This window comes from Pantoea sp. X-Soil-TKNS-1280 (assembly GCF_059730475.1).
On record NZ_AP035962.1, the window covers coordinates 4,070,677 to 4,091,662 of the forward strand.

The 20,986-nt window shown below is 58.0% G+C and carries 19 protein-coding genes; 5 read left to right on the forward strand and 14 right to left on the reverse strand.

The window, feature by feature from the left end:
• Positions 1 to 153: 153 nt before the first annotated feature.
• Together AC6I8X_RS19005 and AC6I8X_RS19010 are read left to right on the forward strand one after the other, a co-directional pair.
• Positions 154 to 1,086, forward strand: coding sequence for a nucleoside recognition domain-containing protein (locus AC6I8X_RS19005; RefSeq protein WP_313683686.1), 933 nt, complete (start codon positions 154 to 156; stop codon positions 1,084 to 1,086).
• A gap of 322 nt (positions 1,087 to 1,408) precedes the next feature.
• Positions 1,409 to 2,188 carry an L-threonylcarbamoyladenylate synthase gene (locus tag AC6I8X_RS19010; RefSeq protein ID WP_299448292.1) on the forward strand — a complete coding sequence of 260 codons (780 nt, stop codon included), beginning with the start codon at positions 1,409 to 1,411 and terminating at the stop codon, positions 2,186 to 2,188.
• A gap of 105 nt (positions 2,189 to 2,293) precedes the next feature.
• Here AC6I8X_RS19010 and AC6I8X_RS19015 read toward each other — a convergent pair whose 3' ends face one another.
• The 3 genes from AC6I8X_RS19015 to AC6I8X_RS19025 all read right to left on the reverse strand — a co-directional run bounded on the left by AC6I8X_RS19015 (position 2,294) and on the right by AC6I8X_RS19025 (position 5,385).
• A complete protein-coding gene (locus AC6I8X_RS19015; RefSeq protein WP_299448294.1) occupies positions 2,294 to 3,310 on the reverse strand; it encodes a zinc-dependent alcohol dehydrogenase family protein in 1,017 nt (338 codons plus the stop codon).
• 71 nt (positions 3,311 to 3,381) lie between these two features.
• Positions 3,382 to 4,518, reverse strand: a complete 1,137-nt coding sequence (locus tag AC6I8X_RS19020; protein ID WP_497840295.1) for an epoxide hydrolase family protein — start codon at positions 4,516 to 4,518, stop codon at positions 3,382 to 3,384.
• A gap of 45 nt (positions 4,519 to 4,563) precedes the next feature.
• Positions 4,564 to 5,385: an SDR family oxidoreductase gene (locus AC6I8X_RS19025; protein WP_497840296.1), complete on the reverse strand. Its 822-nt coding sequence runs from the start codon at positions 5,383 to 5,385 to the stop codon at positions 4,564 to 4,566.
• A gap of 95 nt (positions 5,386 to 5,480) precedes the next feature.
• Here AC6I8X_RS19025 and AC6I8X_RS19030 point away from each other — a divergent pair, with 95 nt between their 5' ends.
• A complete protein-coding gene (locus AC6I8X_RS19030) occupies positions 5,481 to 6,383 on the forward strand; it encodes a LysR family transcriptional regulator (RefSeq protein WP_497840297.1) in 903 nt (300 codons plus the stop codon).
• Here the strand turns inward: AC6I8X_RS19030 and AC6I8X_RS19035 are convergent.
• Positions 6,374 to 7,015 carry a hydrolase gene (locus tag AC6I8X_RS19035; RefSeq protein WP_497840298.1) on the reverse strand — a complete coding sequence of 214 codons (642 nt, stop codon included), beginning with the start codon at positions 7,013 to 7,015 and terminating at the stop codon, positions 6,374 to 6,376. The two genes, AC6I8X_RS19030 and AC6I8X_RS19035, sit on opposite strands and share 10 nt — an antisense overlap.
• Positions 7,016 to 7,253: 238 nt before the next feature.
• Here AC6I8X_RS19035 and AC6I8X_RS19040 point away from each other — a divergent pair, with 238 nt between their 5' ends.
• Positions 7,254 to 8,168 carry a bestrophin family protein gene (locus AC6I8X_RS19040; RefSeq protein ID WP_313686553.1) on the forward strand — a complete coding sequence of 305 codons (915 nt, stop codon included), beginning with the start codon at positions 7,254 to 7,256 and terminating at the stop codon, positions 8,166 to 8,168.
• 8 nt (positions 8,169 to 8,176) lie between these two features.
• Here the strand turns inward: AC6I8X_RS19040 and AC6I8X_RS19045 are convergent, their stop codons facing one another.
• From AC6I8X_RS19045 to AC6I8X_RS19060, 4 genes are all read right to left on the reverse strand, one after another.
• Positions 8,177 to 9,073: an alpha/beta hydrolase gene (locus AC6I8X_RS19045; protein ID WP_299449148.1), complete on the reverse strand. Its 897-nt coding sequence runs from the start codon at positions 9,071 to 9,073 to the stop codon at positions 8,177 to 8,179.
• A gap of 174 nt (positions 9,074 to 9,247) precedes the next feature.
• Positions 9,248 to 9,595: a hypothetical protein gene (locus tag AC6I8X_RS19050; RefSeq protein ID WP_313686551.1), complete on the reverse strand. Its 348-nt coding sequence runs from the start codon at positions 9,593 to 9,595 to the stop codon at positions 9,248 to 9,250.
• A 32-nt stretch (positions 9,596 to 9,627) separates the two neighbouring features.
• Positions 9,628 to 10,971 (reverse strand): cation:proton antiporter, encoded by a 1,344-nt coding sequence (locus tag AC6I8X_RS19055; RefSeq protein WP_313686549.1) that lies wholly within the window; start codon positions 10,969 to 10,971, stop codon positions 9,628 to 9,630.
• 53 nt (positions 10,972 to 11,024) lie between these two features.
• A complete protein-coding gene (locus AC6I8X_RS19060) occupies positions 11,025 to 12,233 on the reverse strand; it encodes an MFS transporter (RefSeq protein ID WP_313686547.1) in 1,209 nt (402 codons plus the stop codon).
• Positions 12,234 to 12,326: 93 nt separating this feature from the next.
• Here AC6I8X_RS19060 and AC6I8X_RS19065 point away from each other — a divergent pair, with 93 nt between their 5' ends.
• Positions 12,327 to 13,262 (forward strand): LysR family transcriptional regulator, encoded by a 936-nt coding sequence (locus tag AC6I8X_RS19065; RefSeq protein WP_497840299.1) that lies wholly within the window; start codon positions 12,327 to 12,329, stop codon positions 13,260 to 13,262.
• A gap of 28 nt (positions 13,263 to 13,290) precedes the next feature.
• On the opposite strand, the gene AC6I8X_RS19070 is transcribed toward AC6I8X_RS19065, so the two are convergent.
• Genes AC6I8X_RS19070 through kdpF form a run of 6 tightly spaced genes read right to left on the reverse strand, consistent with a single transcriptional unit; the run spans position 13,291 to position 20,937 of the window.
• The gene (locus AC6I8X_RS19070; RefSeq protein ID WP_299448314.1) at positions 13,291 to 13,788 is read right to left on the reverse strand and encodes a TIGR00645 family protein; all 498 of its coding nucleotides are present in this window, start codon (positions 13,786 to 13,788) and stop codon (positions 13,291 to 13,293) included.
• A 54-nt stretch (positions 13,789 to 13,842) separates the two neighbouring features.
• Positions 13,843 to 16,518 carry a two-component system sensor histidine kinase KdpD gene (gene kdpD, locus AC6I8X_RS19075; RefSeq protein WP_313686541.1) on the reverse strand — a complete coding sequence of 892 codons (2,676 nt, stop codon included), beginning with the start codon at positions 16,516 to 16,518 and terminating at the stop codon, positions 13,843 to 13,845.
• Between the two features lie 10 nt (positions 16,519 to 16,528).
• Complete coding sequence (gene kdpC / locus AC6I8X_RS19080; protein WP_313686539.1) at positions 16,529 to 17,101, reverse strand: potassium-transporting ATPase subunit KdpC; 573 nt, start codon at positions 17,099 to 17,101, stop codon at positions 16,529 to 16,531.
• Between the two features lie 11 nt (positions 17,102 to 17,112).
• Positions 17,113 to 19,161 carry a potassium-transporting ATPase subunit KdpB gene (kdpB, locus tag AC6I8X_RS19085; protein ID WP_313686537.1) on the reverse strand — a complete coding sequence of 683 codons (2,049 nt, stop codon included), beginning with the start codon at positions 19,159 to 19,161 and terminating at the stop codon, positions 17,113 to 17,115.
• Positions 19,162 to 19,168: 7 nt separating this feature from the next.
• Positions 19,169 to 20,848, reverse strand: a complete 1,680-nt coding sequence (gene kdpA, locus AC6I8X_RS19090) for a potassium-transporting ATPase subunit KdpA (RefSeq protein WP_497840300.1) — start codon at positions 20,846 to 20,848, stop codon at positions 19,169 to 19,171.
• Positions 20,848 to 20,937 carry a K(+)-transporting ATPase subunit F gene (kdpF, locus tag AC6I8X_RS19095; protein WP_084877689.1) on the reverse strand — a complete coding sequence of 30 codons (90 nt, stop codon included), beginning with the start codon at positions 20,935 to 20,937 and terminating at the stop codon, positions 20,848 to 20,850. The genes kdpA and kdpF overlap by 1 nt, the downstream gene beginning before the upstream one ends.
• Positions 20,938 to 20,986: the final 49 nt, after the last annotated feature.

The following is a 20,986-nucleotide window of genomic DNA, read 5'->3' on the forward strand; positions in this document are numbered from 1 at the left end:
TTTTATTCACTACTCAATCCCCTCTGACAGGGATAACATTTGCCCCTTTGCTGACGCGGGCGCGCTGGCATTTTTCTGGTGAATTATTTGGCTAAGGGAGGCTGGCGTGAATCTCTGTTTTGCGCGGCGGTGGTTAAGCAGTAAGGGTCAGGCATGAATATTATCAGCATCATTATGTCGGCGGGCAAAGCCTCGGTGGATGTTGCGCTGTACACGCTGATTCCCATTATGGTGGTCATGCTATGCGTCATGAAATATCTGGAGGCAAAAGGCGTACTCGATTTTATTGTGCGTCATACCACGCCGTTATTAAAACCACTGGGTATTACCGGGCTGGCGCTATTTGCCCTGATTCAACTCAATTTTGTTAGTTTTGCCGCACCGCTGGCTGCGCTGGCCATCATGGAAAAACGCGGCACCTCCGATCGGCATATGGCGGCCACGCTGGCGATGTTATTTGCCATGGGTCAGGCCAATGCCTTTTATCCCTTAATTCCCGCTGGCTTGCATTGGGGAGCGGCGATTCTGATCTCCATTTGCGGCGGCATACTGGCGGCAGCCAGCACTTATCACCTGTTTGGCCGCAAACTGTCGGGTGTCGCGCTGCGTGATGAAGACGAAGGGATCAGCCATAGCGAGGCGAAACCTGGCCTGATTAGTATCATCAATAACGCCGGTTCCGATGCGATTCGCCTGGCGCTGGGTTCACTGCCGATGCTGATCCTCTCGTTATCCGTGGTTGGCATACTTAAAGAGGCGGGCGGTGTCGAGTTTCTGAGCCGGGTGCTCTCACCGGTTCTGGCGCGGCTGAACATTTCCGAGGTCTACATTCTGCCCGCGCTCACCAAGTGCCTGGCCGGTGGTACCGCCTATTACGGCGTGGTGTCTGACTTGATCGCAAAAGGCCTGTACAGCGCCCACAATATTAACGCCTCTGCGGGTCTGCTGATTCAGACCTTCGACCTGCCTGGCATCGGGATTTTTCTCGGGCTTTCCACCCGTTTCCCGCGCCTGTTTCGTTTTGCTGTTCCGGGCATTCTGCTGGGCATCGCCCTGCGCGCCGTTTCGCATAGCCTCCTTTTTTAAAGATTGCGCTAAACAGGTAACAACCTGTTTAGCGTTTTTACTTCTTAAAATAACACCATAATTTTCAGGTGTTATTTAAGATTAACCCTTTCAATTCCATTGTTATTTTCATCGATTGCACTCCTGATATTTTTAGTATTATTATCTGAAGAACATCATCACGGCAGATGTAATTAACCCCCATGATTATGATGATTTATTGCAAGCGGATCATGGCGCCATATATCTCAGAGAAATATCAGGTTAATTACCTAATTCCTTAATTTTATCGCAGGTAATATTCCTGTTCGGCATATATTGAACACCAAGATAGGGTAGATCCATGAACGGTAAGAAAATAACCTGGAATGGCGGTTTGCAGCACGAAGCCATCGACATTCTGGCGAAAGAGGGCGGCATGATCGTCAGCCCGACCAAAGTCGGCTACATTATCATGACCTCAGATAAAGCGGGCCTCGAACGCAAGTTTGAAGCGAAGAACCGCAAACGTAACAAGCCCGGCGTGGTGCTGTGCGGCTCGCTGGAGCAGCTGCGCTCACTGGCTCAGCTCAACCCGGAAATTGACGAGCTGTATCAGCGTCATTGGGATCAGGACATTCTGCTGGGCTGCATTTTGCCATGGCGCGAAGAGGCGTTATCACGTATTCCTGACGACGGTTCCAAAGAGCTGATGATGGATGGCCGCCAGACCAGCTGTTTCGTGATTAAGTTTGGCAAGCCAGGTGAAATACTGGCAAAAGAATTGTGGGAAAAGCACGGCAAATTCTCCTTTGCCAGCTCCGCAAATCCATCAGGCCAGGGCAACCGGGGTCTGGTGGAAGGTATTGGCGAACGCATTGAATCCCGTGCTGATTTAATTATTGCCGCCAACGATTACGTGAAATCCATTCAGCCAAACGACGAAAATAAAGTGCGTTATGAGCAGGGTGTGATGGTGTCGATGGTGGATAGCACAGGCCGTTTGATTCCGGAACAAAAAGGCGAGCGTAAAATCACACCCTGTCCGGTGCTGATCCGCAAAGGCCTTGATGTTGATAAGATCATGTCACTGCTGTCGGATATTTTCCCATCATGGGATTACCGCCACGGCGATTATTATTAAGGTCAAAACAACGCGATAAATCGTGCCGCTACAGAGTTTGCAATGTTTTGTAGCGGCGCGATTCATCGCGCGGGTTTTACCGGAATTGCGCAATAAATTGCGCCGCTACCACTCCACCGTAATCTTGCCGAAGTGTCCGGCATTTTCCTGATGGCGGAACGCCGCTGGTAAATCACTCAGCGCACCAAAACTATCGCTGATCACCGGGCGCATGCCGGTCTGCTCCAGCGCACGAACAAAATCCTGCTGCTGGCGACGATGGCCAACGATCAGGCCCTGAATCCGCGCCTGCTTCGCCATCAATCCGGCTGTCGGGATCACCCCTTCAAAGCCGGTCAGCACGCCGATTAACGCAATATGTCCACCGACACGCACCGCCTCAATGGATTGCGCCATGGTGCCGGGCCCACCCAGTTCAATCACCACATCCGCGCCTTTACCCCCTGTCAGCTGCTGTACTGCTTTGCCCCACTCGGGTGTGCTGCGGTAGTTAATCACCTCATCGGCCCCCAGCTCACGCGCATGTTCCAGCTTTTCATCCGAGGATGAGGTCACAATCACGCGCGCACCCATGCTTTTGGCGATTTGCAGCGCGGTGATGGAAACACCACCCGTGCCCAGCGTAAGAATGGTATCGCCAGCTTTGATCTGCGCATCCCCCACCAGCGCCCGCCAGGCCGTCAGACCGGAGGTGGTGATAGTGGCGGCTTCAGCATGACGCCAGCCAAGCGGTGCGAGGGTAAAATGGCTGGCCGGACGCACCACCACTTCGGCGGCAAAGCCGTGGGCACCATCGCCAGGCGTCTGGGTGAAATTGCCAACCTGTTGCTCAGGCAAACCATCCTGCCACTGCGGAAAGAAGCCGGACACCACATGGTCACCCGCCTTAAATTCACTGACGCCCGCACCGACTTCTTCCACCACGCCCGCACCGTCCGCCATCATGATGCGGCCATCGGCGGTGGGAATGGATCCTTTTGCCACCAACAGATCGTGATAATTCAGAGAGGTGGCATGGATCGCCACCCGGATCTCACCCGGCCCCGGCTTACCCGGATCCGCCAGATCAACCCGTTGCAAATTCTCCAGTCCGCCAGGGCTTTTTAAGATCATCGCTTGCATTGTCTGTCATCCTCATCAGCAAAAAAGTAAGTGTGGCAGCGATGGCGAATCGCTGCCTTCGCCGATGGTGCTTAGCGTAGTGGGCGATAAAAAGTTCTGATCTCCTGCGCCAGCAGCTCCGGTTCTTCCATCGCGGTAAAATGTCCGCCGCGCGGCATCTCGGTCCACTGCTGAATATTAAGATGCTGCTCGGCCCAGCGCCGTGGCGGCGGCACCAGATCGTGAGGAAAACGCGCCAGCCCGGTCGGCACGCGAATATCGCCAATCGGCGGCAGCGAATGGCTGTTCTCATAGTAAAGGTTGGCCGAACTGCCGAAGCTGCCGGTGAGCCAGTACAGCATGATGTTATTGAGCAACTCATCCTTGCTGAACCGGCTAAACAGATCCCCCTGACAATCGCCCCAGCTACGGAATTTTTCCATAATCCAGCTCGCCAGCCCGACCGGCGAATCGTTGAGCGCGAACGCCAGCGTTTGTGGCTTGGTCGATTGCAGCGCCATGTAGGCTCCTTCCTGGGCTATCCACTTCAGCGCCACTGCCTGATAGTCACGCGCTTCATCCGTGAGATCGTCGCCTGTCGCCTGCATCAGCGGGCGAATTAACCCAACATCGGTGAGGTGAATCCCCACCAGCCTGTCAGGATGCTGCACCGCCAGATAACGCGTCACGCCAGAGCCGATATCCCCGCCAGCGGCGGCGAAACGGGCATAGCCCAGTTCCGTCATCATCTGCGCCCATAAGTCAGCAATTTGTGCGTTGTGGACCCCCTGCGGCGGGCAGGGAGAGAAGGCAAAGCCCGGCAGCGACGGCACGATAACGTCGAACGCATCCTCGGCCTTACCGCCAAAACGCACCGGGTCAGTCAGCAGGGGGATGATCTTCTGGTAACGCAGAAACGAATCGGGCCAGCCGTGGGTCAGCAGCAGCGGCAGCGGATTTGGCCCGTTGCCACGTTGATGAATAAAATGCACCGGCGTTTCGCCCTGCTGCCAGTAAAAATGCGCCAGCTGGTTGAGTTCATGCTCCTGCTGACGCCAGTTATACTGATGCAGCCAGTAATCCACCAGCGCTTTCAGCTCATCAATGGCGGTGCCCTTTTGCCATGCCGCACCCGGTAACGGAGCAGCCCAGCGCGTCTGGCGCAGCCGCCACTCCAGGTCATCTAACTGCGACTGCGCGATATCAATCTGAAACGGTTGCACAGACATAACCACTCCTCAGTTTAAGCAGACTCTGCCTCTACTGTAGCCTGATCAGGCATCTGCGCCATAGGCCAGGGCCTTCTGTCCATGCAATTCCGCCAGACGGCTTTGTAACGCCGCGTCGATATGCTGATATGCAGTGCTGCCCAGCGCCAGCCGCAGCGGCATCTGTAGCTGCTCAAGGGTGGTGAGCATCGCGCTGACACATTTCTCCGCATCACCGAGGATCGCGAATTCCCCCGACAGCAGCATGCGGCGCAATTCACCCGAGGCAGTATCGCGGTAACAATCCAGCGCCTCAGCCACATCCAGACCCGCACCAAAGTTGGTGGCAGTCGGGCCGGGTTCCACCAGCAAAAAGTCGATGCCAAAGCTCGCCACTTCCTGGCGCACCGCCTCAACAAACCCTTCAATGCCCCATTTGGTGGCGTGGTAAAGGCTGAAGTTAGGATAAGCGACCTGCCCGCCTTCTGATGACAGCTGCGCAATCCGCCCGCCGCCCTGCTGACGCAGCAGTGGGATCACCGCGCGAATCAGCTGGATGGAGCCGGTCAGATTCGTGGCAATCTGGCGTTCAATCTGCACATCACTCAACTCCTCCGCCGCACCAAACAGGCCATAGGCGGCATTGCTGACCACCACGTCGATACGTTCCACAGCGGCAAAGGCCAGGGCTATGGCGGGCGCAATGGTAGCGGTCTGCGCCAAATCGAGGGAGATGACCTGCAACCGTGCGCCGTAGCGTTGTTGCAGGTCATCCATCGCTGCGCTGCGGCGCACGCAGGCGATAATCGTATCGCCGCGCGCCAGTAAACGTTCACTCATCAGACGGCCCAGCCCATTGCTGGCACCGGTAATTAACCAGGTTTTCATCTTTGCTTCCTCCGGTTGAAAACCTGATGATAGATCGCTTTACTGGTGGTCATAATCTCCCTAATCGTGCATGACCTGGTGAGGAAAAACCACCAATGAGACGACCTTCCTGGCATGAGTTGCAGGCCATCAAGACGCTGGCAGAACAGCGCAGTTTTCGTCATGCCGCCGAAAGGCTTGGCCTGAAACGTTCCTCGCTCAGCCATCTGGTTAAAGGGCTGGAACACAATCTCGGCGTGCAATTGTTTCAGCGCACCACGCGCAGCGTAGCACTGACCGAGGCGGGCCAGCAGTTGCTGACGCGACTGGCCCCGTTACTCGACCAGATGGATGAGGTGCTGAATGACGTCAGCGCCCGCCGCCAGCAGCATTACGGCACGCTGCGCATCAGCGCCAGCGATGCGGCGATTAGTTTGTTGCTGACCCAGGTCATTCCAGCATTCAGCGCCCAATACCCCGCTATCGAGCTGGATCTGGCCGCACAGGGCGCGTTGGTGGATATCACCGCAGAAGGATTTGATGCCGGTATCCGGCTGATTGAGGATGTGCCACAGGATATGGTGGCGATACCGCTGGGAGGCCCGCTGACCTTTGTCACCGTGGCATCGAAGGCTTATCTCGCCGGGCATCCGCCGCTACATCACCCGCTGGATTTGCATCAGCAACAATGTATCCGGCAACGCTTGCCGGGCGGTAAACGCTATCGCTGGGAATATCAACGTCAGGAGGAGGCGCTGGAAATTGATGTACCAGGTACACTGACGCTGGACAGCAATGCATTGATGGCCGAAGCAGCCATCAATCATATGGGGATTGCTTACCTGCCCCTGCCCCATGCTCGTGCGGGGCTACAGAGCGGCCAGCTGGTGGAACTGCTGGCAGAATGGCGGGTGCAGTCGGCGGGCATCGCCTTATGGTTCCCGCCTAACCGCCATCAGTCGATGGCGTTGCGGCTGTTTATCGATGCCCTGAAAACCCACCTGCCCTATTACAGATGACGTTGTGGAGCCTTATGCACCATGGTGTAGGCATAATCGACGCCCATGCCGTAGGCACCGCTGTGCTCACGCACCAGATCCATCACTGCATCGTAGGTGTCTTTGCGTGACCAGTCGCGTTGGTATTCCAGCAGCACCTGCTGCCAGGTCACCGGCACGGCACCCGCCTGCACCATGCGCTGAACCGAACGCTCATGGGCATCGACGCTGGTACCACCTGACGTATCCGTTACCACATAAACCTCATATCCGGCCTTCAGCGCCATCAGCGCCGGGAACGTCAGACAAACTTCTGTCCACAAGGCGGAGATAATCAGCTTTTTACGGCCGGTTTTTTCCACCGCTTCGACAAATTTGGCATCTTCCCAGGAGTTCATGGAAGTACGCTCAATCGGCTTCGCTTCCGGGTGCACCGCCAGCAGTTCCGGCCAGATATAACCACTAAAACTTTCGGTTTCAACCGAGGTGTAAATCACCGGCACGTCGAAAATCTTGCCCGCTTTTGCCAGGGCAACGGTGTTATTTTTGAGCTGCTGGCGATCAATATTGGCCACGCCGAAAGCCATCTGCGGCTGGTGGTCGATGAAGATCAGGGTAGAGTTTTGCGGGTCGAGCAGGTCAAGTTTAGACATAGTTATTTCCTCAGCGGTATCGGTTTTGTGTGTTGTGTCGTTGAGATGAACTTTAAAAAAAACCGCGCTGAAGAGATAACGGAAAGAATTTTATAAGTTGTTCAAAATGATTTTAGAAGGTTGATTTAAAAGAGAAAGAGAACCAGCAACTCGCAGGAAGCCTGCGAAACAGCGTTGATCAGTCGCGCAAGACAGGCGTAACCTGTGCTCACAAAATCAAAAACTCACCATCGCAAAAATGATTGTTCGCCCACATCAGCACTGGTTCCTGCGCTTGTTTGACTGGCACGGTTCGGTGCTTACCAGCATTCTGTTTCGTTTATCACTCAATCTGCTGATGTCGTTAATCGCCATCCTCGGTTTTCCCTGGTATGAAACCCTCGGCATCCATCTGACCACCGCGCCTTTCAGTTTGATTGGTGTGTCGATTGCTGTCTTCCTCGGATTTCGTAATAACGCCAGCTACGCGCGTTTTACCGAAGCCCGCACCCTGTGGGGCACACTGCTGATTACCCAGCGTTCGTTGCTGCGTCAGGTGAAAAGCATCCCCACCCTCAGCCTTGAGCAGGCGCGTGAATTTGCCAATCTGCAAATCGCTTTTAACCTGAGCATGAAACATCAGCTACGGCATACCGACCCGGCAACGGATTTGCAGCGCACGCTGCCACCCGGCTTCCGTGATCAGGTATTAAGCAACCCACTGCCGACCACGCTGATTTTGCTGCGCATGGGGGAATGGCTGGCGCAGCAGCGCAATGAGGGGCACATCTCGGATATTGTCTGGCAGAGCATGGATGAAAATCTGAATCATCTTTCCACCGTGCTGGGTGGCTGCGATCGTATCGCCAGCACGCCAATTCCGTTCGCCTACAGCCTGATTCTGCATCGCACCGTGTACCTGTTCTGCACCCTGCTGCCGTTTGCGCTGGTGTCGGACCTGCACGCCATGACGCCGCTGGTGTCGGTGTTTATCTCCTACACCTTTTTATCGCTGGAATCGCTGGCGGAAGAACTGGAAGACCCCTTCGGCACCGCGCCGAACGACCTGCCGCTGGATGCCATCTGTGTGGCGATTGAACGTAACCTGAAGTCGATGAACGGCGATCCGCTGCCGGAACCGTTGCAGCCGGATAAATACTTTAACCTGACGTGAACCCCGGCTTAGCTCAGATGATCCAGCCAGCGGACATAAGCCTGATCCCATAAGGCCGCTGGCGTCCCCGCCTGACCCAGACCAAAACCATGCCCACCCCGGGTCAGCTGAATCAGCTCCACCGGTACCCGCATACGGCGACAGGTATCGCGCATCAGTTCGGTGTTATGAGGATTGGAGGTGTGATCGTCTTCCGCCTGTGCCAGGAAGGTTGGCGGATAACTGCGGGTGACATAATTTTGTACCGACCAGTTAGCCTCTTCGGCCGGGGTGGCATTGTTACCCACCATCATCAAATGGGTGTTGGTGTGCTGGAACGGCGCTTCGAGGGTAATGACCGGATAGATCAGACCGACGCTATCCGCCTTTGGCACCACCTGATCGAGCGGGTCCTGCGCGGGATAAGAGTCGAACTCAGGCCGTGCCGCCGCCATGCCCAGCAGATGCCCACCAGCGGAAAAACCCAGCAGATGAACTTTGCGCTCCATCGAACGCACCAGGCGAATGGCACGCTGCGCATCCTGTAACGGGGCAAGATGGCCCGCCTGCCACTTCTCGCCCGGTAAGCGGTAGCTCAGCACATAGGCGGTGTAGCCGTTGGCGTTAAGCCAGCGCGCCACCGGCCAGGCTTCACGCCCCATACCGATCCATTTATATCCGCCACCTGCGGCAATCAGTACCGCTTCACCATTGGGATTTTCCGGACGAAAACGCTGAATCGCCGGAGAGACAACATTGGACCATGAACCGTTGGCACTGACACGTAATAAACCGGATGGGCCGCCGCCGCCGGGCGGATCGTCCGGCCAGAGAGGGATAATGTCATCACGGGCAAACAGTTTGCCTGTGGTCATGGAAAGTACCGTTGCTCCGGTTGCCAGCAAAAGGCGGCGACGCGTTATCATCATGCTGTGAAGCCACTGTCAGAAAAGGGACAGCCTTCAGGCTGTGTCTCGTTATGGTGATGCAAGGTCAATGCCAAACGCTGGCGATTATGTACGCAATCTGTACAAAAAAGCTATAAAAAAACGCGCCGAAAAAGGCGCGTATTTTGTTGTTAAAGCGGACGATAAAAAGATTTAATCTTCCTGCTGAAATTGCGTCATCACCGTTTGCTCACATTGCTGCTGGTTATGACGTAACTGGCTGCGTTCATCGTCACCCAGTTGCAGCCAGGCGTTGATCACTTCCTGCGCCGTCTCTTCATCAAATTCCTGTGGGCTAACCGCCGATGGCGACTGGCTGGCCGCCATTTGTGACTTCATTTTTGCCACATAACTGTCCATGGTTGCGGTGCTTTTTTCACTACTGACCAGATGGCAAAGCTGGCTGGCATAGACGTTTTGTTCGCTATCCGCGTTGGCGTCCTCCGCCAGCGCACTGGCCGACAGCGAAAGCCCGAAAAGGGCAAGTAATAAAACTTTCATAACAGGCTCCTGTTGTTTCCAGAAAATCGTAATCAGTCGTGTTGCGTGCGTGAAGCCTGACGGGCCGCACGCCAGTTGAGCAACGGCGTCACCGTTACGCCATGCAACACAATGCTGCACACCACTAACGTCAACGCCATATCCACCATCTGTTCTGCCTGTGGGCCGCGCATACCGTGCACCCAGGCATAAGCAATATAATTGATACTGCCGATGCCGCGAATCCCCAGCCAGCCAATCAGCAAACGCCGCGCCAGTGGCAGACCACAACCCAGCGTGGTGATCCACACCGCCAGGGGCCGCACCAGCACAAACAGCAGCAGCGCCAGGCCAATGCCGGTCAGGTTCCAGTGATGCGCCAGCGTAATGCCCAGCACCACCATCATCGCCGCCGCCAGCAGGCGCTCGATAGTATCACCAAACGACAGCGCATCACCGACCACCAGCCCCACCGATTTCACCATGCCGCTGCCACCGTGGGCCAGCCGCTGATTAGGATTGACGCGTGCTTCCGCCGGCAGCAGATGCTCCTCTTCCGACACATCTTCCGGGGGAAAACGCTTCACCACCCGCAGCTCGGCACGGCGCAGCCCCACACCCGCCGCAAAGGTCGCCAGAAAGCCAGAAGCATCCAGTGACTGCGCCGCCGCATAGCTCAGGGCAATCAGGGCCAGCGCAAGAATATCGTTCGGTGCCACATCCTGATGGGCGCTGCGCAGATGGGTTGCCAGCTGGCCGATGACGCGGCCAATGGCATAACCGATAACCAACCCGCCACCTATCGCCCAGACAGCATCGCGGGCGGCCCACAGGCTGATATCGGTGAAGGTGAACGCGGGTTGATGCAGCATCAGCAGCGCCAGCATCAATAATGGCAGCGCCGAGCCATCATTCATCCCGGCTTCGCTGGAGAGTGCCACGCGTAGTGCATCGTCGTCACGCGCGTCGTTGACGGAAATCAGGCTGGCGAGCACCGGGTCGGTAGGCGCGACAATCGCGGCAAACGCCAGCGCCAGCGGCCAGTCAAAACCGGTCAGCCAGCGCACCAGCAAGGTCATGCCCGCGACGGTGAGCAGCATCGCTGGAAACGCCAGTCGTACCCCCACCCGCCAGGCATGGGCGCGCAGCGGCAGGCGCAACTTAAGGCCGGTGATAAACAGCGAGGCGGCCATCGTGATTTCGGTGATGTGGGCGGCGAGATCAGCGTGCCCGAGAATATCGATGTGCAGCAGATTGAGCATCCACGGGCCGCAAAGCACCCCCGCGAACAGATAGAGACCAAATGAGGTGACTGGCCCCCGGTGAATCCAGCCGGAAGCCAGTGACATCAGCAGCAACAAACCACCGGTTGCTGCTGTCCAGGCAAGAAAATCCATAACGCTCCGTTTTTATAAAGGATCTTCTTTAAGCCTGGCACAGGATACGACAATCAGTTTTTCAGGTGACGGCTCGCCAGGCGAATCATCAGGCTCAGCGCCGCTGCCAGGGTGGACAACGCCACCACACCGGTCCAGCCCCAGTGGGACAATGCCAGGCTGCCCAGGGCTGCGCCGGTCGCCATACCGATAAACACCACGGTGAACATCAGCGCATTCAGGCGGCTACGCGCTTCCGGTGCCAGGCTGTAGACCAGCGTCTGATGCGCCACCAGCGTCGCCTGTACCCCTAAATCAAAACCCACAGTGCTGATGATAATCAGCCCAAGCTGCGCGGAGACCGGCAACACTGGCAACAGGAACATCAACGCAAAGGACACCATCACCAGCGTGGCACCATATTGGGTGACTCGTGCCGGCCCAATGCGGTCGGCAAAGCTGCCCGCCAGCGGTGCAGCCAGCGCACCGGCAGCACCGGCGAGGCCGAATGCGCCCGCTACAGCGCTATCGAGATGGAAGCGATCGCTCAGCATCAGCGCCAGGGTTGACCAGAAGGCGCTAAAACCTACCGACAGCAAGCCCTGGGCCAGCGCCGCACGACGCAGCGTCTGGTGGTGCTGCCACAGATGCGCCAGCGACAACAGCAGACGCGGATAGCTCACCGAGGTACCCGGTTTAAAACGCGGCAGCACACGCCATAGCGCCAGACTAATCAGCAACACCGCTCCCGCCGCCACCAGGTACATGGTGCGCCAGCCGAAATATTCAGCCACCACCCCGCTGACCACCCTGGAGAGCAAAATGCCGACCAGCAGGCCGGTCATCACCGTGCCGACAGTTTTCCCCCGGCTGCGTTCCGGTGCCAGCGCGGCTGATGCCGGTACGATATCCTGTGCCACGGTGGCGGTTAAGCCGGTGACAAAGCTGGCGATCAGCAGCGCATTCAGGCCACCGGAGAAGCCACACAGCAGCAGCGCCGCCATCAGCAATAAGCCTTTAATCAGGATAATGGTGCGGCGATCGTGGCGGTCACCCAGCGGTGCCAGCAGCAGGATGCCGAGCGCATAACCCGCCTGCGTCAGCATCGGCACCATACCGACGCTGCCAATGCTGGCGTTAAATTGTTTGCTAATGATATCCAGCATCGGCTGGCTGTAGTAAATCGACGCGACACTGAGACCTGCGCCCGCCGCCAGCGTGAAGACCAGCGGTGCGGGTAGCGATTCAGTGACCCGTTCTGAAGATTGCGTCATGGCAGACATATTCATTTCCCCCCGTGAAAGTGCGCTTATTAAAGCGCGTCGCCGCCATACGCGGTAGACTGATGAAAGACAAAACAGTTATACGTGGTACGTATGAGCAATTCTTCCAGCGTTGACCGCATCGAACTGATGCAAACCTTTATCCGCATCGTGGAGAGTGGATCGCTGTCGGCCGCCGCCGCACAGCTCGGTACCACCCAGCCAACCATCAGCCGTCGTTTGCAGGCGCTGGAGCAACGGCTGGGGCTGAAGTTAATTCTTCGCACCACCCACGCACTGAAATTGACTGATGACGGCGAGCGTTGTTATCAACAGGCACGCCAGTTGCTCGCCACATGGCATGCGCTGGAGGATGAACTGACCAGCGCGAGCGACGATCCGGTGGGCACCCTGCGCGTGCGTGCGCCCCATGCGTTTGGTCAGGATCAGTTGGTCGCGCCGCTGGTGGATTATCTGCAACGTTATCCGCGTCTGAATGTGGAATGGATGCTGAACGACCGCACGCCTGATTTTGTCGCTGAAAACGTCGATTGCGCCATTCAGGTTGGCCCACCGTCCGATCCCTCAGTAGTCGCGATTCTGCTGGCGGAAGTCCCGCGTTTTGTGGTGGCCGCCCCGTCGTTGCTGGCGGTGCATCCGCCGGTGGAACAGGTGGAACAACTGACCTCGCTGCCGTGGCTGGCGCTGACCAGTTTTTATCACAGCGAGATTGCCCTGCAACGTATCAGCGACGGACAGCCGCTGAATCTGGCGATCAACCCGCGTCTGGCCAGCGACAGCCTGTATGCGGTGCGCAAGGCGGCGCTGGCAGGCATGGGGGCCGCCGTGGTGTCATCGTGGGTGGTGCTGGAGGATTTAGCGCGCGGTGATTTGATTCAGCTGGTGCCGGATTGGCAGGCACCGCCGTTGCCAGTGTGGTTAACCTATCCGTGGGCCAGCTATTATCCGGCGCGATTGCAGAAGTTTTTTGCCATGATTCGTGAAGTGATGCCGCAGCTGGCAGGGGCACAACCCGCAGAGAGGTTGTAACGGCGCGATAAATCGCGCCGTCACGACATTATTTTTTGTCTGCTTTGGACATATTGTCCAGATATCCCATCACAAACGCCGACAGCACAAACGTCAGGTGGATAATCACGTACCACATCAGTTTGTCGTTTTCGACATTGCGCGCTTCCATAAACACCCGCAGCAGGTGAATCGAGGAAATCGCCACAATGGACGCGGCCACTTTGTTCTTCAGCGAGCCGGAGTCCATCTTACCGAGCCAGCTCAGTTTTTCTTTGTGCTCGGCAATATCCAGTTTAGATACAAAGTTCTCATAACCCGACAGCATCACCATCACCAGCAGGCCACCCACCAGCGTCATATCCACCAGCGACAGCAGCAGCAGGATCAGATCGTTTTCCCCGATGCTGAGGATATCCGGCAGCATGTGAAACACTTCCTGGAAAAATTTGATGGTGAGCGCCAGCAATCCCAGCGAAAGTCCAATGTAAACCGGTGCCAGCAGCCAGCGCGATGCATACATCAGGTTTTCGGTAAAACGTTCCATAATTTCCCATTAATCAACTGACAAGCCCGCGATTATAACTGAACAAGTGTGAAGTTATTTCAGCCCATCTTCAGAAATTTCAGGAGCCGGTGGCAGCGGCAGGGAAAGACGGAAGCACGCACCGCCTTCAGGACGGTTCTCCGCCCAGATGCGGCCAGCATGGGATTCAATAATGGTTTTACAAATCGCCAGCCCGAGACCCACGCCCGGCACCGCCGATTCCTTATCGCCACGGGCGAATTTATCAAAGATACGCGTCAGGGCATCCGGCGCGATACCCGGGCCGCTGTCCCAGATGGCGATTTCCAGCCGGTCATGTTCACGCCAGGCGTGGATACCATGCTGCGCCGCGTTACCGGCATATTTCAGGCTATTTTCGATGATATTGGTGAACACCCGCTCCAGCATGCTGCTATCACCTTTGATCAGCACCAGGCCATCAGGCAAATCGAGAGCGAAATCATGGCCTTTGAGCGAAGGCCCCATGCTGCTTAACGCGCCACCGATCACCTCATCCAGCGCCACCCACTCTTCACGCAAATTCAGCCCGCCGGATTGAATGCGCGCCATATCCAGCATATTGCTCACCAGCCGGATGGTGCTCAGCGTCTGCTCGCGGATCTGATTCGCCTGCGGGACATATTTTGACTCCTCGCTGGCGAGGTCGAGCATCAGCATTTCCGCCTGGCCAAATAACACCGTCAGTGGCGTGCGTAAATCGTGTGACAGCGCCGACAGCAGCGCGTTACGCAGTTGTTCACGTTCGGCAGACAGCCGCGAAGCCGCCTCACTCTGCGACAGCGCCATCCGCTCCAGCGCGTTAGCAATCAGCACGGTAAAGGTTTCCACCAGCCGCTGCTGTTCCGGGATCATCAGCTGGCGGAGATTTTCCGGCTCCACCACCAGCAGGCCGCGGCAGTGGTTGCCGCTTTTCAGTGGCAGAATCTGGTATGGCACCGCCGGTAAGGTGTCGGTACCGGCCCCGGCAGGCTGGCCTTTGCTGTAGCTCCATTTGGCGATGGCGAGATCCGGTGGCGTACCCATACTGCTGTCGCCTACCGTCTGCAACTCACCCTGCTCATCCGGCAGCAACAGCAGGCTACGCGCCTGCAACGTCACTTCAATCACCCGCTGACTGGTACTGGCAATATCCTGCGGCGTCAGCGCGCTGCCGAGCGACTTCGCCATTTCGTACAGATGGCGCGCACGCTGCTCACGATAACGCGCCACCCGCGCCTGATAACGCACGCCCGCCGTCAGATTACCGACGATCACGCCGACCGCCAGCATCACCGCGAACGTCACCAGATATTGCAGGTCCGACACTGCTACGGTGCCGGTGGGGGCGACGAAAAACAGGTCAAAGGCGAGAATATTGATTACCGTAGCAAACACCGACGGCCAGCGACCAAAGCGCAGCGCGACAATCACCACCGCCAGCAAATAAATCATCACGCCGTTGGCAGGATCGAACTCCACCAGCAGCCAGCGCCCGGCTGAGGTGACCAGAATGCACAGCACCAGCGCCATCAGGCAGCCGCGTAACTGCATACGCCATTTTTCCGCGCTGGCGCGCTGCCCGTTCAACGCGGCGGGCGCATCGCGTACCGGCTCATCCAGCGCCACCACCAGCAAATCGAGGTCTGGCCCCAGCTCGCCCAGCCGCTGGGCAAAGCTGTCACGCCGCCAGCGCCGTTGCGGCTGGCGACCGGTGACGATTTTGCCGAGATTGTGTTCACGCGCGTAACGTAGCACCGCACGCGCTTCATCAGGATCGGACAGGGTGGCGGTTTCCGCCCCCAGTTCCTGCGCCAGTTGCAGCGTGCGCAGAATGGCGCGCCGCCGTGCTTCCGGCAGGCGATTCAGACGCGGCGTTTCAACGTATACTGCATGCCACTCGCTGCCGAGACGCGCTGCCAGTCGCGCAGCGGTGCGCACCAGCTTTTCACTGCCGGTGTCATCGCCGATGCACAGCAGAATGGCGTCACGCGTGTGCCAGACTTTGTCGCGCCCCTGCTGATCGCGCCAGGCGCGCATCTGGTCATCCACCCGGTCTGCGGTGCGGCGCAGCGCCAGCTCACGCAGCGCAAACAGGTTGCCTTTACGGAAGAAGTTTTCGATGGCGCGTTCGGCGCGATCGCCCACGTAAACTTTGCCCTCCTTCAGCCGCTGACGCAGGTCGTCGGGAGGCAGGTCCACCAGCACCACTTCATCGGCCGCATCAAAAAAGGGGTCCGGCACGGTTTCACGTACCTGAATACCGGTGACTCCGCCCACCACATCATTGAGACTTTCCAGATGCTGCACGTTCACGGTGGTGATAACGTCGATACCGGCTTCAAGCAGTTCCTCGATATCCTGCCAGCGCTTGGGATGGCGCGAACCCTGCACATTGGTATGCGCCAGTTCGTCCATCAGGATCACCGCCGGATGGCGTGCCAGCGCCGCATCCAAATCAAACTCCGCATGGCGTGAACGACCGGTGGCCCGACGTGGCAAAACCGCCAGCCCGGTTAACAGGGCGGCGGTTTCATCACGTCCGTGGGTTTCCACCACACCCGCCAGCACATCCAGTCCCTGGGCGCGCAAGCGCTGTGCTTCCTGCAACATGGCGAAGGTTTTGCCGACACCTGCGCAGGCACCGAAGTAGATTTTGAGTTTTCCGCGATGGCTGTCGCTGTGGTTCAGCAACAGCGCATCGGGATCGGGGCGAGGCAGTTCGTCGTTCATAATCAGTCCGTTAATGTTTCAGAGCATCCAGCGCCATATTCAATCGCAGCACATTTACCGTCTCTTCACCGATAAACGGCAGCAGCGGACGCTGAGTTTGGCGCGTAATCAAATCTTCCACCTGCTGTAACGGCAACTGACGTGCTGCCGCAATACGCGGAGCCTGCCACAACGCCGCCTCAGGTGAAATATCCGGATCGAGGCCGCTGGCGGAAGCCGTCACCAGATCCACCGGCACCGCCGTCGGTGCCTGCGGATTCGCCGCACGCAGCGCCGCAACCCGTTCCGCCACCGCTTTATCCAGCGCCGGGTTGTTACCGGCCAGATTGCTGCCACTGGAGGCCTGTGGATTATAGGCGCTGTCACCGGTGGCCGACGGGCGGCCCCAGAAATGACCGGGCTGGCTGAAGTTCTGCCCAATCAGCGCCGAACCGCGCACCGCGCCATCCTGCTCCAGCAGCGAACCATTGGCCTGCGCCGGAAACCACCACTGCGCCAGCCCGGTGGTCAGCAGGGGATACACCGCGCCGGTAAGCACCGTCAGCAGCACTAACAATACAATAGCCGGACGTAACTGACTCATCTCTCTTCTCCTCACGCCAGACCGCATACGGTCAGCAGCACATCAATCGCTTTAATACCGATAAACGGCACCACCAACCCACCTACGCCGTAAATCCACAGGTTACGACGCAGTAACGCAGCAGCGCTCAGTGGCCGGTAGCTCACCCCTTTCAGCGCCAGCGGGATCAGGAACACAATCACCAGCGCGTTAAAAATTACCGCCGACAAAATGGCGGAGTTGGGTGAATGCAGATGCATCACGTTCAGCATATTCAGCTGCGGATAGGTCGCCGCAAACGCTGCCGGAATGATGGCGAAGTATTTCGCCACATCGTTAGCGATACTGAAGGTGGTCAGCGAACCGCGTGTCATCAGCATCTGTTTGCCGATGTGCACCACTTCCAGCAGCTTGGTCGGGTTGGAGTCGAGATCGACCATGTTGCCCGCCTCTTTTGCCGCCTGGGTTCCGGAGTTCATCGCCACCGCCACGTCGGCCTGTGCCAGCGCCGGGGCATCGTTGGTGCCATCGCCAGTCATCGCCACCAGGCGTCCTTCCGCCTGATACTGACGAATCAGCGCCAGTTTGGCTTCCGGCGTTGCTTCCGAAAGAAAATCATCGACGCCCGCTTCTGCGGCAATTGCCGCCGCGGTTAACGGGTTATCGCCGGTGATCATCACGGTTTTGATGCCCATTTTGCGCAGCTCGGCAAAACGTTCTTTGATGCCGCCTTTCACGATATCTTTCAGCGCCACCACGCCCAGCACCTGCGCGCCTTCCGCCACCACCAGCGGCGTACCACCGGCGCGTGCCACTTCTTCCACCGCCGCGTTGACTTCAGCCGGGAAGCGGCCATTGCTGGCTTCAATATGGCGACGTACCGCATCCACCGCCCCTTTGCGAATCAGACGATCCTGCACGTTGACGCCGCTCATGCGGGTTTGCGCTGAGAACGGAATAAAACTGGCCCCCATGCTGCTGAGGTCGCGTTCACGCAGGTTAAATTTCTGCTTCGCCAGCACCACGATGCTGCGTCCTTCCGGCGTTTCATCCGCCAGTGACGCCAGCTGTGCCGCATCGGCCAGTTGCTGTTCGCTGACGCCGGGAGCAGGCAGGAATTGCGTCGCCTGACGGTTGCCGAGGGTGATGGTGCCGGTTTTATCCAGCATCAGCACATCGACGTCACCCGCCGCTTCCACCGCACGGCCACTGGTGGCGATCACGTTCGCGCCCAGCATCCGGCTCATCCCTGCCACACCGATGGCAGACAGCAGACCGCCGATGGTGGTCGGGATCAGGCACACCAGTAGCGCCACCAGCACGGTGATACTGACCGGGGTGCCGCCCCAGGCGGAGAACGGCCACAGCGTTACCGTCGCCAGCAGGAACACAATGGTGAGCGACACCAGCAGAATGGTCAGGGCGATTTCATTCGGGGTTTTACGGCGTTTCGCGCCTTCCACCATGGCGATCATGCGGTCAAGGAAGGTTTCCCCTGGGTTGACGCTGCACTGAATCACCAGCCAGTCGGAAAGGATGCGGGTACCGCCGGTCACGGAAGCAAAGTCACCGCCGGATTCACGAATGACCGGGGCCGATTCGCCGGTGATGGCGCTTTCGTCCACCGACGCGCCGCCTTCCAGCACCTCGCCATCGCACGGGATGATGTCACCGGCTTCCACCAGCACCACGTCGCCTTTACGCAGGCTATCCGCCGAGGCGTTTTTCCAGGCTGCGCCATAATGCGGCTCCGCCAGTTTCTTCGCATCGACGCTCTTTTTCACCCCTTTCAGGCTGTTGGCCTGGGCTTTGCTGCGCCCTTCTGCCAGTGCTTCGGCAAAGTTGGCAAACAGTACGGTAAACCACAGCCACACCGCGACACCGGCGGTAAACCCGGCGCTACCGCTGAGCTGACCCGCGACCATGCCGATAGCCAGCACACTGGTCAGCACGCTACCGAGCCACACCAGAAACATCACCGGGTTGCGAAACTGCACACGCGGGTCGAGCTTTTTCACCGCATCCAGTATGGCGGTGCGTGTCAGCGCCGCATCAAACAGGGCCAGTTGTTGACGACTCATGATTCTGTTATCCCTGAATTAATTGCAGATGTTCCGCCACCGGACCGAGCGCCAGCGCGGGAATGAAGGTCAGCGCGCCTACCAGCAGCACGGTGCCAATCAGCAGGGCGACAAACAGCGGGCCGTGTGTCGGCAGCGTACCGTTGCCCACCGGCTGCACTTTTTTCACCGCCAGCGAACCGGCAATTGCCATCACCGGAATGATGATGCCGAAGCGACCGACGAACATGCACACCGCCAGCAGCAGGTTCCAGAACGGCGTGTTGGCGCTTAAACCGGCAAAGGCGCTGCCGTTGTTGTTAGCGGCAGAGGAGACGGCGTATAGCACTTCGCTGAAGCCGTGCGTGCCGGGGTTCGCCATGCCGGCGCGGCCTGCTTCGGTCATCATCGCCAGCGCAGTGCCGATCAGTACCAGCGTTGGGGTCACCAGGATCGCCAGCGCGGTCATTTTCATTTCCCACACATCGATCTTCTTACCGAGGAATTCCGGGGTGCGACCGATCATCAGGCCCGCGATAAACACCGCCAGCAGCACGAACAGCAGCATGCCGTACAACCCGGCACCCACGCCGCCGAACACCACTTCGCCCAGCTGCATCAGCCACATCGGCACCATGCCACCCAACGCCGTGAAGGAGTCATGCATCGCGTTCACCGCACCGCAGGAGGCTGCCGTGGTGATCACCGCAAACAGGCTGGAATTGAGGATGCCGAAACGCGTCTCTTTGCCTTCCATGTTGATGGCACTGTCCGCGCCGAGGCTGAGGAAATGCGGGTTACCACGCAACTCCGCCCACATCACCGTCACCACCGCCAGCACAAACATCAGTGTCATCGTCCACAACAACATATGGCCCTGACGACGATCACCCACCTGCTGCCCAAAGGCGAAGCACAGCGCCGCCGGGATCAGGAAGATACTCAGCATCTGCACAAAGTTGGTCAGGGCATTAGGGTTCTCGAACGGATGCGCCGAGTTGGCGTTAAAGAAACCGCCGCCGTTGGTGCCCAGCATTTTGATCGCTTCCTGCGAAGCCACCGGGCCGAGCGGCAACGTCTGCTGCGCCCCTTCCAGCGTGGTGATCGCATGATAGGGTTCAAAGTTCTGGATGCTGCCCTGGCTGACGAAAAACAACGCCAGCAGCAGGCTAATCGGCAGCAGCAGGTAAAGGGTGATGCGGGTCAGATCGCGCCAGGCGTTACCGAGCGTGGCCAGCGAACGATTGGCAAAGCCGCGAATCAGCGCAAAGGCCACGGCGATACCGGTGGCTGCCGACAGGAAGTTTTGCACCGTTAAGCCAGCCATCTGGCTGAAGTAACTCATGGTGCTTTCGCCGCTGTATGCCTGCCAGTTGGTGTTGGTCACAAAGCTAATCGCGGTATTCAGCGCCAGATCCCAGCTGAGTCCCGGCAGATGCTGCGGATTGAGCGGCAGTGCGCCCTGCATCATTAAAATAACCAGCAGCACGACAAAACCCAGCGCATTAAACAGCAGAATCGCCAGCAAGTAATGCGGCCAGCGCATGGCTTCGCCATCGGCACCGGCCAGCCGCCACAGCGCGCGTTCAGTGCGCGGCAGCAGCGGCTTATCGGCAATCATCAGCGCCATAAAGCGTCCGAGCGGTTGCGCCAGCACCATCAGCACCAGCAGGTAAACCGCTATCAGCAAAAATGCATTGGCAGCCATCAGAATGCCTCCGCGTTAAGCAGGGCATAGAACAGATAGCCCAGTAATATAAATACCAGCACGATGCCGGTTATCACGCCCACACTCACAGCGACCTCCAGAGGATTTTGGTTGTGCTGTAAGCATGAGCGCAGCGGT

Coding starts and splice junctions, on each gene's coding strand:
- AC6I8X_RS19035 (WP_497840298.1), bottom strand. CDS start 7,015: ATGTCTAAACTTGACCTGCTCGACCCGCAAAACTCTACCCTGATCTTC.
- kdpD (WP_313686541.1), bottom strand. CDS start 16,518: ATGAACGACGAACTGCCTCGCCCCGATCCCGATGCGCTGTTGCTGAAC.
- AC6I8X_RS19015 (WP_299448294.1), bottom strand. CDS start 3,310: ATGCAAGCGATGATCTTAAAAAGCCCTGGCGGACTGGAGAATTTGCAA.
- AC6I8X_RS19065 (WP_497840299.1), top strand. CDS start 12,327: ATGAGCAATTCTTCCAGCGTTGACCGCATCGAACTGATGCAAACCTTT.
- AC6I8X_RS19050 (WP_313686551.1), bottom strand. CDS start 9,595: ATGAAAGTTTTATTACTTGCCCTTTTCGGGCTTTCGCTGTCGGCCAGT.
- AC6I8X_RS19005 (WP_313683686.1), top strand. CDS start 154: ATGAATATTATCAGCATCATTATGTCGGCGGGCAAAGCCTCGGTGGAT.
- AC6I8X_RS19020 (WP_497840295.1), bottom strand. CDS start 4,518: ATGTCTGTGCAACCGTTTCAGATTGATATCGCGCAGTCGCAGTTAGAT.
- AC6I8X_RS19025 (WP_497840296.1), bottom strand. CDS start 5,385: ATGAAAACCTGGTTAATTACCGGTGCCAGCAATGGGCTGGGCCGTCTG.
- AC6I8X_RS19040 (WP_313686553.1), top strand. CDS start 7,254: ATGATTGTTCGCCCACATCAGCACTGGTTCCTGCGCTTGTTTGACTGG.
- AC6I8X_RS19010 (WP_299448292.1), top strand. CDS start 1,409: ATGAACGGTAAGAAAATAACCTGGAATGGCGGTTTGCAGCACGAAGCC.
- AC6I8X_RS19030 (WP_497840297.1), top strand. CDS start 5,481: ATGAGACGACCTTCCTGGCATGAGTTGCAGGCCATCAAGACGCTGGCA.
- kdpA (WP_497840300.1), bottom strand. CDS start 20,848: ATGGCTGCCAATGCATTTTTGCTGATAGCGGTTTACCTGCTGGTGCTG.
- kdpB (WP_313686537.1), bottom strand. CDS start 19,161: ATGAGTCGTCAACAACTGGCCCTGTTTGATGCGGCGCTGACACGCACC.
- kdpC (WP_313686539.1), bottom strand. CDS start 17,101: ATGAGTCAGTTACGTCCGGCTATTGTATTGTTAGTGCTGCTGACGGTG.
- AC6I8X_RS19045 (WP_299449148.1), bottom strand. CDS start 9,073: ATGATAACGCGTCGCCGCCTTTTGCTGGCAACCGGAGCAACGGTACTT.
- AC6I8X_RS19060 (WP_313686547.1), bottom strand. CDS start 12,233: ATGTCTGCCATGACGCAATCTTCAGAACGGGTCACTGAATCGCTACCC.
- AC6I8X_RS19055 (WP_313686549.1), bottom strand. CDS start 10,971: ATGGATTTTCTTGCCTGGACAGCAGCAACCGGTGGTTTGTTGCTGCTG.
- AC6I8X_RS19070 (WP_299448314.1), bottom strand. CDS start 13,788: ATGGAACGTTTTACCGAAAACCTGATGTATGCATCGCGCTGGCTGCTG.